13 protein-coding genes are annotated in these 11,681 nt (G+C 69.2%); 9 read left to right on the forward strand and 4 right to left on the reverse strand.

What is annotated here, in order from left to right:
* The 3 genes from JWP65_RS07885 to JWP65_RS07895 all read right to left on the reverse strand — a co-directional run.
* A partial coding sequence (locus tag JWP65_RS07885) for a DUF494 domain-containing protein (protein WP_299762424.1) occupies window positions 1–410 on the reverse strand: 410 nt, incomplete at its 3' end.
* Window positions 411–483: 73 nt separating this feature from the next.
* Complete coding sequence (gene dprA, locus JWP65_RS07890) at window positions 484–1,590, reverse strand: DNA-processing protein DprA (protein ID WP_299762426.1); 1,107 nt, start codon at window positions 1,588–1,590, stop codon at window positions 484–486.
* A gap of 8 nt (window positions 1,591–1,598) precedes the next feature.
* The gene (locus JWP65_RS07895; protein ID WP_299762449.1) at window positions 1,599–2,741 is read right to left on the reverse strand and encodes a LysM peptidoglycan-binding domain-containing protein; all 1,143 of its coding nucleotides are present in this window, start codon (window positions 2,739–2,741) and stop codon (window positions 1,599–1,601) included.
* A gap of 219 nt (window positions 2,742–2,960) precedes the next feature.
* On the opposite strand from JWP65_RS07895, the gene def reads away from it, so the two are divergent.
* The 6 genes from def to JWP65_RS07925 are packed head-to-tail and all read left to right on the forward strand — an operon-like array spanning window position 2,961 to window position 7,252.
* Window positions 2,961–3,473, forward strand: coding sequence for a peptide deformylase (def, locus tag JWP65_RS07900; protein WP_299762428.1), 513 nt, complete (start codon window positions 2,961–2,963; stop codon window positions 3,471–3,473).
* 11 nt (window positions 3,474–3,484) lie between these two features.
* Entirely contained in the window at window positions 3,485–3,967 is a 483-nt protein-coding gene (locus JWP65_RS07905) for a hypothetical protein (RefSeq protein ID WP_299762430.1), read from the forward strand.
* 16 nt (window positions 3,968–3,983) lie between these two features.
* Window positions 3,984–4,943 carry a methionyl-tRNA formyltransferase gene (gene fmt, locus JWP65_RS07910; RefSeq protein WP_299762432.1) on the forward strand — a complete coding sequence of 320 codons (960 nt, stop codon included), beginning with the start codon at window positions 3,984–3,986 and terminating at the stop codon, window positions 4,941–4,943.
* Entirely contained in the window at window positions 4,943–5,680 is a 738-nt protein-coding gene (locus JWP65_RS07915) for an AzlC family ABC transporter permease (RefSeq protein WP_299762433.1), read from the forward strand. The genes fmt and JWP65_RS07915 overlap by 1 nt, the downstream gene beginning before the upstream one ends.
* Window positions 5,677–6,015, forward strand: a complete 339-nt coding sequence (locus JWP65_RS07920; protein WP_299762434.1) for an AzlD domain-containing protein — start codon at window positions 5,677–5,679, stop codon at window positions 6,013–6,015. Before JWP65_RS07915 ends, JWP65_RS07920 begins: the two co-directional genes overlap by 4 nt.
* Before the next feature lie 43 nt (window positions 6,016–6,058).
* Window positions 6,059–7,252, forward strand: a complete 1,194-nt coding sequence (locus JWP65_RS07925) for a phosphoglycerate kinase (protein WP_299762435.1) — start codon at window positions 6,059–6,061, stop codon at window positions 7,250–7,252.
* 299 nt (window positions 7,253–7,551) lie between these two features.
* On the opposite strand, the gene JWP65_RS07930 is transcribed toward JWP65_RS07925, so the two are convergent.
* The gene (locus tag JWP65_RS07930) at window positions 7,552–8,616 is read right to left on the reverse strand and encodes a fatty acid desaturase (protein WP_299762437.1); all 1,065 of its coding nucleotides are present in this window, start codon (window positions 8,614–8,616) and stop codon (window positions 7,552–7,554) included.
* Window positions 8,617–8,734: 118 nt separating this feature from the next.
* On the opposite strand from JWP65_RS07930, the gene pyk reads away from it, so the two are divergent.
* The 3 genes from pyk to JWP65_RS07945 form a co-directional block, all read left to right on the forward strand.
* Complete coding sequence (pyk, locus tag JWP65_RS07935) at window positions 8,735–10,168, forward strand: pyruvate kinase (RefSeq protein WP_299762440.1); 1,434 nt, start codon at window positions 8,735–8,737, stop codon at window positions 10,166–10,168.
* A 136-nt stretch (window positions 10,169–10,304) separates the two neighbouring features.
* Window positions 10,305–11,369: a class II fructose-bisphosphate aldolase gene (gene fba / locus JWP65_RS07940; RefSeq protein WP_299762443.1), complete on the forward strand. Its 1,065-nt coding sequence runs from the start codon at window positions 10,305–10,307 to the stop codon at window positions 11,367–11,369.
* Between the two features lie 69 nt (window positions 11,370–11,438).
* On the forward strand, window positions 11,439–11,681 hold a 243-nt coding region (locus tag JWP65_RS07945), incomplete at its 3' end, for a phosphoribosylaminoimidazolesuccinocarboxamide synthase (protein WP_299762446.1).

Genomic DNA, 11,681 nt, shown 5'->3' on the forward strand with positions numbered 1-11,681 from the left:
CGCCAGTACACCATCAGCACGATGATCTTCAGCGCGTCCAGCTGCACCGGGTTGCCAGGCGCGGCCATCGCGCGGTCCAGCACGATTTCACGCAGGGCCGCCGGCAGCACGCCGGAGCTTTCCAGGAAGTGGACGAAGCCGAGGCACTGTGCACCCAGGTGGTCCTGTTCGGCCACCGAGTACACGCGCATGCTCGCGTCACCGGGTTGAGGGGACCACTCAGGCTCCGTCTGCGCGGGCAGCGAGATGTTCTCGGCCGCCACGTTGAGTCCATCCAGCCAGACCAGGGCCTGTTGGATCTCGTCGGGTTCGAAGCCATTGGCGCTGAGCTTGCGCTCGAGCTGGTGCAGCTCGGGGCAGGCATCGCCGCGCCAGTAGTTTTCGTAAACGAATACCAGCACTTCAAACATGATCCCAATATAGCCCAGAAAGATTCGCCCACGTTGCGGGAGGGCCAGCACTTTGTTGCGCGCGGGCGTCGCTTTACGCGGCCGCAACACGCTGGAACAGGCCGCCGGCAAGCCGCCCCACCGCGCCGGCCAGTTCCAGCTCCAGCAGCCTGGCCTGCAGGTGCGAAGCGGGGATGCCGGTGCGCGCGATCAACGCGTCCAGGCCGACCGGGTCGTAGCCCATGGCGGACAGCAGCGGATCGTCATCGCCGGCCGGATCGTTGCTCGTGGCGGCGAGCACGGGCGGCGCCAGCCGCAGTTCCTCCAGCACGTCCTGCGCGCTTTCCACCAGCTTGGCACCCTGGCGCAGCAGCAGGTGGCAGCCGCGCGCCTGCGCCGAGTGGATCGAGCCGGGGATCGCAAAGACTTCCTTGCCCTGTTCGGCGGCCAGCCGGGCGGTGATCAGCGAGCCCGATTGCAGCGCAGCTTCCACCACCAGCGTGCCCTGCCCGAGGGCGGCGATCAGCCGGTTGCGGCGCGGGAAGTTGCCGGGCAGCGGCGGCGTGCCCAGCGGGTATTCGCTCAGGAGCATGCCGCGTTGCGCGATGCGGCGCGCCAGCTCGAGGTGGCGCGAGGGATAGACCCGGTCCAGCCCGGTGCCCACCACCGCGATGGTGGCCAGCGCGCCCTCGGCCGCGCCGTCCAGCGCGCCCTCGTGGGCGGCGCCGTCGATGCCCAGCGCCAGGCCGGAAACCACGGTGACGCCGGCCTCGGCCAGGGCCTTGCCGAAGCGCCTGGCATTCTGCAGGCCTTGCGGCGTAGGATTGCGGCTGCCGACGATGGCCACGGCCGGGGCGGCGTCATCACCCGGGCGCCCGAGCCGGTACAGCAGCAGCGGTGGGTCGTCGGTCTGCAGCAAGGCAGCGGGGTAGCCGGCATCGCCGAGCGAGAGCACCTCGCGTTGAGCGGGATCGTCCGCAAGCCACTGCTCGGTGGTTTCCAGCTGGTGCCGGAAGCCTTCGGGTTCCTTCAGGAGTGCCGCTGCGTGAGTGACGCCGACCAGCTGGGCGAGGGCTTCGAGTTTCTGGCGGAAGATCGCGTCGGGCAGGCCGAAGGCGGCCAGCAGCCGGCGGGCGGGACGGTCGCCCAGGCCCGGCGTCAGCGCGAGGCGCAGCCAGGCTGCGAGCTCATCGCGCTCCATCCCCCGCGCTACCGGGGGTTGACCACCCGGTCGCCGACCTGCACCGTGTCCGAGATCTCCAGCACCAGGGCGTACGAGAGGCGGTCGAAGGTGCGGAACACCATCATCAGGCCGACGCGCTCGTCCGGCACCTTGATCAGGGCGCGCTCGCCGGCCTGGGTGCGGTCGTCGATGCGGCGGCCGGCCTTCAGGATGGCCAGCACGTGGCCGTTCTCGACGCCGTCGGCCGTGCCGCGGCTGATGGCCACCACCTGGTTCGGGCCGACCATGGCGACGGCGTCGCCGTACACCGAGACGATGGAGGCATCGACGGGCAGCGTCGGGGCGCGCGGCACGTAGCTGGAGAACACCCGCGCCGGCTCGGGCAGCAGGCGGTCGCCGACGCGCATTTCCTCGCGCGCCGCCACCACGTCGATGCTGGCGGGGACGACGGTCTGCGCCATCTCGCCGTTGGGCATGCGCACGGCCTGCACCGTCTCGCTGCGCACCAGTTCGGCGTTGCCCAGGTACTTGGCCTCGTAGCCGAGGATGGCGCTGGTCAGCGGATCGCGCAGCGGCACGACGTTGCGGAACACGCGGAAGGTGTCGACCCGGCGCGGGTCGGTCTCGATCAGCGGCGAACCGTTGCGGCCGCGGACATAGGCGCGGTCGCCGCGGGTGATCATCACCCGGGTGTCGGGCGCGGCGACGATGCGCGGCGCGCGGTCCAGGTCGTTCTCGCCGACGATGATGGCCTCATTCAGGAAGGGCTCGATCACGTGTGCCGGCAAGGTCGGGATCGACGGGTCTTGCAGCGCATTGACGCGGGTGCGCGGGGAGACGCGGATGGTCTCGGTCGGCGGGCCGCCCGGGGCTTCGCCCATGCGCAGCCGCGCCATGCCGTCGAGCTTCTCGAGGTGCAGGGTCTGGCCCGGGTAGATGCGATGCGGGTTGCGCACCTGCTCGATGTTCATGCCCCACAGCTCGGGCCAGCGCCACGGCGTCTTGAGGAACATGCCGGAGATCGCCCACAGCGTGTCGCCGGACTTGATGGTGTAGCTGTCGGGAGCGTTGGGCGCCAGCTCGCTGAGCGGCACGCCGCGTGAGGCAACCTGCTGGGCGGTGGAGCGCTGGGCCGGCGTGATGGGAAAGTTCTGCGCTGCGGCGGGCATGAGGCCCAGCACGCCGGCCAGAGCCAGTGCGGCCCACACGACAGAAGCAGGGCCAGGAGCTGCCTTGGTTGGAACCATCTCGTTTTCGTCCACTCTTGACAAGTTACTGGCGATTCTGGGCTCAAGCCCTTGATTGGGCAATGTTTAATGCCCACATAGGCAATTCGCTGAAGGAAAAGTGGCGAAAATAGCGACAACGCGCCCATTCCCTTCGATGCCATGGCACTCCTTTCCATCCTCTGTTATCCCGACCCGCGGTTGCACACCGTGGCCAAGCCCGTGCCTGCGATCGACGCGCGCATCCGCGCGCTGGTGGCCGACATGCTGGAGACCATGTACGACGCCGAAGGCATCGGGCTGGCCGCCACCCAGGTCGACGTGCACGAACGCGTGATCACCATCGACATCTCGGAAAAGCGCAACGAGCCGCTGGTGCTGATCAATCCCGAGATCATCGAGGCCAGCGCCGACAAGCAGATCGGCGACGAAGGCTGCCTGTCGGTGCCGGGCATCTACGATGGCATCGAGCGCTCGCGCTCCATTGTCGTGCGCGCCATGGACGCCGAGGGCAAGACCCGCGACATCGCGGCCGAAGGCGTGCTGTCCGTCTGCATCCAGCACGAGATGGACCACCTGGAAGGCAAGGTGTTCGTCGAGTACCTGTCGCCGCTCAAGCGCAACCGGATCAAGACCAAGATGTTGAAGGCCCGGCGCGACACCGAGCGGGCGTGAAGGAGATCTCCATGCGACTGTGTGCCCTGGTCTGCGCCACCCTGCTGCTGGGCGCTTGCGCCCATCCCTGGAACAGCCTGGACGTGGCGCCCGGCGCGACGCGCGAGCAGGTGGTCCAGCGCGCCGGCCCGCCCACCCGCGTGCTGCCGCTGCCCGAGGGCGGCCAGCGACTGCAGTACTCGATGCAGCCCATGGGCCAGTACGCCTTCATGGTCGACCTGGATGCCGCCGGTCGCGTGACCAGCGCGCGCCAGGTGCTCACGGCCCGGGAGTTCGCGCGCATCCAGCCAGGCTGGACCCGCGCGGACGTCGAGCGCGAATTCGGCCCGCCGGCCCGCGTTGACGGCGTGGCCAGCTGGAACGGCCCGGTGATGACTTACCGCTGGCGCGAGCAAGGTGACATGTTCTATTGGGTCTACCTGGACCCGCAAGGCGTCGTGCACCGCGCCCACCAGGGCATCGAGCACTTCAACGCACCCAACGACCGCGATTAGCGGTCAGCAGCAGCCGATGCGGATCATCTACGCGGGCACGCCCGAGTTCGCCCGCGTGGCCCTGGAGCGGCTGCACGCCGCCGGCTTCACCATCGCCCTGGTCCTGACGCAACCCGACCGGCCGGCCGGTCGCGGCATGAAGCTGCAGCCGTCCGCCGTCAAGCAGTTCGCCCAGGCGCACGGCATCGAAGTCGCGCAGCCGCGCAGCCTGCGCCTGGACGGCAAGCATCCGGACGATGCGGCCGCCGCGCGCGCTGCGATCACCGAAGCCCGGGCCGACCTGATGGTGGTCGCCGCCTACGGGCTGATCCTGCCGCAGTGGGTGCTGGACGCGCCACGCCTGGGCTGCCTGAACATCCATGCCTCGCTGTTGCCGCGCTGGCGCGGCGCCGCGCCGATCCACCGCGCGATCGAAGCCGGCGATGCCGAAACCGGCGTCACCATCATGCAGATGGATGCGGGCCTGGACACCGGCGCGATGCTGCTGGTGGAGCGGCTGCCCATCGCACCCGACGCCACCACCGGCAGCCTGCACGACAAGCTGGCGGCGCTGGGCGGTCGCATGGTGGTCGAGGCGCTGGAGCTGGCCGCGCGCGGCGGCTTGCGCCCCGTGGCGCAGCCGGCGGAAGGCATCACCTACGCCCACAAGATCGAGAAGGCGGAGGCCGCCATCGGCTGGACTCAGCCGGCGGCAACCATCGCCCGCCGCATCCGCGCCTTCGATCCTTTTCCGGGCGCCGGCGCGACGCTGGGCGGGGAAGCGCTCAAGCTGTGGGCCGCGCAAGCCGAGGCCGGCGGGCAAGCCGCGCCGCCCGGCACCATCCTGGAGGCCGGGCCGCAGGGCATCGTGGTCGCCTGCGGTGAGGGCGCGCTGCGTCTTTCGACGCTGCAGCGCGCGGGCGGCAAGCGCTTGCCGGCGGCGGACTTCCTGCGTGGGTTTCCGCTGCAGGCCGGCCAGCGCTTCGGGACGGCCTGATGTTCGTGCTGCGCTCCGTGCGGCGGCTGCCCGAGTTCGCGCAAGGCCTGCGCGCCAGCGCTCCGGTGGCGCCCGGCATCGCAGCCTGGGGCCTCATGACCGGCGTGGCCATGGTCAAGTCCGGCATGAGCGTGATCGAGGCCGTCGCGATGACGGTGCTGGTCTACGCCGGCAGCTCGCAGCTGGCTGCGATTCCGCTGATCGTCGCCGGCGCGCCGGCCTGGGTGATCTGGGCGACGGGCTTTTGCGTCAACCTGCGCTTCGTGGTGTTCAGCCTGCACCTGCGCAGCTACCTGATGCACATGCCGCGCTGGCGGCGGCTGGTCAACGGCTTCCTGACGGCAGACCTGTCGTACGCCGTCTTCACCGGCCGCTACCCGCAGCCGGCCGCCGATCCCGCCGAACGGCGGGCGCAGGAGTCCTACCTGGCCGGCAACTACTGCATGACCTGGCTGGCCTGGACCGGTGCCAGCCTGCTGGGAGTGGCGCTGGCCAACCTGATTCCCGGCCACTGGGGCCTGGGCTTTGCCGGCGTGCTGTGCCTGGTCGGCATCCTGTGCTCGCTGGCGAATACGCGACTGCGGGTGCTGGCTGCGTTGATCGCGGGCGCGGCTGCCGTCATCGCCTACTCGCTGCCGCTCAAGCTCAACATCGTGGCCGCGATCGCGGTGGCGGTGCTGGCATGCTTCTGGCTCGAAGGGCGGCAGGCGCCGCTGGCCAAGGAGCGCGCGGCATGAAGGCGGCGACCGACTGGTGGACGCTGGGCGTGATCTTCGGCCTGGCCGGCGTGACGGTGCTCACCCGCTGCTTCTTCTTCATCCTGGACCGGCCCTGGTCGCTGCCGTCCTGGGCACATCGCGCGCTGCACTATGCGCCGGTGGCGGCGCTGGCCGGCGTGGTGGTGCCGGAGGTGGTGATGGCCAACGGCCACCTGGTGAGCACCTGGCAGGACGCGCGCCTGTTCGCCGCGCTGGTTGGCGCGGCCCTGTACTTCTGGCGCCGCAGCGTGCTGGTCACGCTGATCGGCGGCATGGCCGTCTATTTGCCGTTGCACCTGGGAATGGGCTGGTAGACCGCCTCCCTAGAATAGGGATCCTTCCGACCTGCTCTGAACCATGAACGTCCTGCGCTTTTCCGACTTGTGCGACCAGGGGCTGGCCCGCGGCCGCCGTGTCTTCATCCGTGCCGACCTGAACGTGCCGCAGGACGACGCCGGCGCCATCACCGAAGACACCCGCATCCGCGCTTCGGTGCCTTGCATCCAGCTGGCCCTGGCCGGCGGCGCCGCCGTGATGGTGACCTCGCACCTGGGCCGCCCGACCGAGGGCGCGTTCAAGCCCCAGGATTCGCTGGCGCCGGTCGCCAGGCGGCTGGCCGAACTGCTGGGACGCCCGGTGGCGTTGAAGTCTGACTGGGTCGACGGCGTCGACGTGCAGCCCGGCGAGGTGGTGCTGCTGGAGAACTGCCGCCTGAACAAGGGCGAAAAGAAGAACGACCCCGCGCTGGCGCAAAAGATGGCCGCGCTGTGCGACATCTTCGTGCACGACGCCTTCGGCACCGCGCACCGCGCCGAAGCCTCCACCTACGGCATCGCGCAGTACGCCAAGGCGGCATGCGCCGGCCCGCTGCTGGCCGCCGAAATCGATGCGATCACCAAGGCGCTGGCCAACCCGAAACGGCCGCTGGTGGCGATCGTCGCCGGCTCCAAGGTGTCGACCAAGCTGAGCATCCTGGAAGCGCTGGCCAGGAACGTCGACCAGCTGATCGTCGGCGGCGGCATTGCCAACACTTTCCTGCTGGCCGCCGGGCTTCCAATCGGCAAGTCGCTGGCCGAGGCCGACCGGGTCGGGCAGGCCAAGGCGGTGATCGCGGCGATGCAGGCGCGCGGCGCTGGCGTGCCGATCCCGACCGACGTGGTGGTGGCCAAGACCTTTGCAGCCGATGCGATCGCGACGGTGAAGGCGGCCGCCGACGTGGCGGACGATGACCTGATCCTGGACATCGGGCCGCAGACCGCGGCCACGCTGGCGGCGCAACTCAAGGCGGCCGGCACCATCGTCTGGAACGGGCCGGTCGGCGTGTTCGAGTTCGACGCCTTCGGCCACGGCACCGAGACCATCGCGCGAGCCATCGCCGAATCGGATGCCTTCAGCATCGCCGGCGGCGGCGACACGCTGGCCGCGATTGCCAAGTACGGCATCGAAGACGACATCGGCTACATCTCCACCGGCGGCGGCGCCTTCCTCGAAGTGCTGGAGGGCAAGACGCTGCCAGCCTTCGAGATCCTGCAGCAACGGGCGCAGGGCTAGCAGGCCCCGGATGGGTCGCCCCCGCGCAGGCGGGCGCAGGGCTGTTGCCGACGCGCCTAGGTGTTCAGCTTGAGCCCGGTCTGGGTGAGCACGGTCTCCATTGCAGGATTCCCGCATCCAGGTATCTGGAGAAATCCTGGGCGCCGCGCCCCAATCGGAGCCGATGAAGGCCTGGGCCAGCCTGGTCGCGACCTCGGGCAACTCCAGCACCTGGGCGATGGCCGCGTCGAGTCGCTGCAGCACGTGAGCCGGGGTCTGGGCCGCGTCCCTGGATCTCCGCCCGCGCCGGGAATGAAGCCTCAGGAAGTGACCCGCCCCGCGTAATCCGTCCAGCGCGCCCCCTGCACGTCATACAGCTTGCACCGCCGTGCCGTGTCGAAGTACCAGCGCCAGGAAAACGGCTGCACGATGATCCGCCCCGGCAACATCTCCTCCAGCTTGGCCTGCGCGCGCTTGAGCCGGTACAGCGGCACTGTCATGTCGACGTGGTGCGCCGTGTGCTCCAGGATGTGGTGCAGCGCGCTGCCGATGCCGTGGCCGAAGGTGATGTGGACGGTGGTGGAGACGAACGGCTGCGCCCTGGACCAGGCGGCCCGCTCCTCGTGCCACTGCACCGACGGATGCGTGTGGTGCACGTAGATCACGAAGCCGATCATGGCGGACCAGAACAGGAAGGGCGCCAGCACGCCCACCGCCAGCAGCAGGGCCACCGGCTGGCCGGTCGCGACGGCGGCGGCCGCCATGCCGCCCACCCACAACAGCGCGAAGGCGGCGACCAGCAGGTTGTCCAGCAGGAAGATGCGGCGGCGCGTGGGCATCTCGCGGCGGCTGGGAAAGAACATCTTGTGCCACCAGATCTCCAGCATGTAGTACAGGCCCGGCGCCCAGCCGCTGCGGTAGATGCGCTCCATCATCTTTGCGCGCGGGCCCAGGGCCGCGTACTCGGCGGCCGTCAGCGGCGCCCAGACGAAGTCGAAGCCCTTGAGGTTGGTGTAGCCGTGGTGGACCACGTTGTGTCCCACTTCCCACAGGCTGTACGGCGTGAGCGACGGCAGGAAGGCGATGCGTCCCAGCCACTGGTTCAGGCGCCGGTGCGGCGTCAGGCTCTGATGGCAGGCGTCGTGGCCGATCACGAACAGCCGGCCGGTGACGAATCCGGCGGTCAGGCCGCAGGCCAGCTTGGCCCACCAGCCGGGCAACAGCACGGCCCCGCCGAAGGCCGCCAGCAGCAGCAGCCAGTCGGCCGCCAGCAGGAACAGCGGCCAGGCGACCACGCGGGTGGACAAGGGCAGCAGCCACTGGCGGATCTGCTTGCGGTGCGGCATGGGCGCCGTGGCGGGGATGGGAAGGTCGGTCGATGGCATTGCCCGTCCATGCTAGGCGCGCCGGACCGGGCATCGGCTGACCTGCGTCAAGCGAAGGCGTGTCCGGCCCGTCACGCTTCCGTGTGAGAATGCCCGGTCACCAAGGAGACCCACAGGCATGGCTCGTCGCGCCACCAAGATCGTCGCTACCCTCGGGCCCGCCTCGAGCGACCCAGAAATCCTGGAGCGCATCCTGCGCGCCGGCGTCAACGTGGTGCGGCTGAACTTCAGCCACGGCACCGCGGAAGACCACATCGCGCGGGCCCGGCTGGTGCGCGAAGTCAGCCTGGCCGCCGGCCGCGAGGTGGCCATCATGGCCGACCTGCAAGGCCCCAAGATCCGCGTGGGCAAGTTCGCCGACGGCAAGGTGATGCTGGTGCCCGGCGCCAGGTTCGTGCTGGATGCGAGCCGCACCGAGCTGGGCGACCCCGAGGGCGTGGGCCTGGACTACAAGGAGCTGCCGCGCGACGTGCGGCCGGGCGACACGCTGCTGCTCAACGACGGTCTGCTGGTGCTGACCGTCGATGCGGTCAAGGGCGACCAGGTCCGCACCACGGTCAAGGTCGGCGGCGAGCTGTCCAACAACAAGGGCATCAACAAGCAGGGCGGCGGCCTGACGGCGCCCGCATTGACGGCCAAGGACATGGAGGACATCCGCACGGCGATGTCCTTCCAGGCCGACTACGTGGCGGTGAGCTTTCCCAAGACCGCCACCGACATGGAAATGGCGCGCCAGCTGTGCAACGTGGCGGCCGCCGAGTACCGCCACAAGCCGGCGCTGATCGCCAAGATCGAGCGGGCCGAGGCCATCCCCAATCTGGAAGCCATCCTGCGCGCCAGCGACGGCATCATGGTGGCGCGCGGCGACCTGGCAGTGGAAGTGGGCAACGCCGCGGTGCCGGCGCTGCAAAAACGCATGATCCGCATGGCGCGCCAGCTCGATCGCGTGGTGATCACGGCAACCCAGATGATGGAGTCGATGATCACGGCGCCGGTGCCAACCCGCGCCGAAGTCAGCGACGTCGCCAACGCGGTGCTGGACGGCACCGACGCCGTGATGCTCAGCGCCGAAACCGCCACCGGCCGCTACCCGGTGGAAGTGGTGCAGCAGATGGCCAACATCTGCGCCGAGGCCGAGATGGCCGAAGACGTCAAGCTGGACGCAGACTTCACCGGCATGGCTTTTTCACGCATCGACCAGTCGATCGCCATGGGCGCGCTGTTCACCGCCCACCACCTGGGCTGCAAAGCCATCGTGGCGTTGACCGACTCTGGCTCCACCGCTCTGTGGATGAGCCGGCACCGGATCCACATCCCGATCTACGCGCTGACGCCGCGGCTGACAACCCAGCGCAGGATGACGCTGTACCGCAACGTGCGGCCGCTGCTGGTGGACCAGAGCGTCGACCGCGACGAAGCCCTGGCGGAAGCCGAGGCGCACCTGAAAAAGCGCGGCATCGTGGCGCCCGGCGACGTCTACGCGATCACCTGCGGCGAACCCATGGGCGCTCCGGGCGGCACCAACATGCTCAAGATCGTCCGCGTCTCCTGACGGCCGAGGTACCGGCACGCCCGGTGCGACATTCGCCGGGGCCTGTCCAAACGGCTGGGCCGGCGGTAAAATCGAAGTCCGACCGCGGTGCCCGGGGGCCGCGGCGCTGCTGTTTCACCTCCCATCGGACACCATCATGCCTCTCGTCTCCATGCGCGAACTGCTGGACCATGCCGCCGTCAACGGCTATGGCATCCCGGCCTTCAACGTCAACAACCTCGAACAGGTCCAGGCCGTGATGGAGGCCGCCAAGGAGACCGGGGCCCCGGTGATCCTGCAGGCCAGCGCGGGGGCGCGCAAGTACGCCGGCGAGTCCTTCGTCAAGCACCTGATCCAGGCCGCGCTCGAGGCCTATCCCAACATTCCGCTGGTGATGCACCAGGACCACGGCCAGAGCCCCGACGTCTGCAAGGGCGCGATCGACCTGGGCTTCTCCTCGGTGATGATGGACGGCTCGCTGGAAGCCGACGGCAAGACCATCGCCAGCTACGACTACAACGTCGAAGTCACGCGCAAGGTGGTCGACATGGCGCACAAGTACGGCATCACCGTCGAGGGCGAGCTCGGCTGCCTGGGCAGCCTGGAGACCATGAAGGGCGACAAGGAAGACGGCCACGGCACCGAGGCGACCATGACGCGTGAGCAGCTGCTGACGGATCCGGAGCAGGCCGCCGACTTCGCCAAGCGCACCCAGATCGACGCGCTGGCCATCGCCATCGGCACCAGCCATGGCGCCTACAAGTTCTCGCGCAAGCCCACCGGCGACATCCTGGCGATCGACCGCATCAAGGAAATCCACCGCCGCATCCCGACCACCCACCTGGTCATGCACGGCTCCTCGTCGGTGCCGCAGGACCTGCTGGCGATCATTCGCCAGCACGGCGGCAACATGAAGGAAACCTACGGCGTGCCGGTCGAGGAGATCCAGGAAGCGATCAAGCACGGCGTGCGCAAGATCAACATCGACACCGACATCCGGCTGGCGATGACCGGCGCGGTGCGCAAGTTCCTGGCCGAGAACCCGGACAAGTTCGACATGCGCGAGTGGATGAAGCCGGCGCGCGAAGCCGCCAAGCAGATCTGCAAGCAGCGCTACATCGAGTTCGGCTGCGAAGGCCAGGGCAGCAAGATCCGCGGCGAAACGCTGCAGGTCTTCGCCACCAGGTACGCCAGGGGCGAGCTGGCCCAAGAGGTTCACTGAAGCCCGGCGCCCGCTTGCGATAATGAACGGCCCGCAGCTTGCGGGCCGTTGTCCTTTCCGCCCGCCTGCATGACCGCCGCCCTCCACACTTCCAACATCACCTCGCTGCCGCTGCTCGCGCGCGGCAAGGTGCGCGACAACTACGCCGTCGGCAACGACCGCATCCTGATGGTGGCGAGCGACCGGCTGTCGGCGTTCGACGTGATCATGGGCGAGCCGATCCCGGGCAAAGGCGAGATCCTGACGCAGATGGCGCTGTTCTGGTTCGCGCGGTTGGGGCACATCTGCCCCAACCACCTGACCGGCGATGCG

Source organism: Ramlibacter sp., from assembly GCF_028292805.1.
Classification (GTDB): Bacteria; Pseudomonadota; Gammaproteobacteria; order Burkholderiales; family Burkholderiaceae_C; genus Ramlibacter.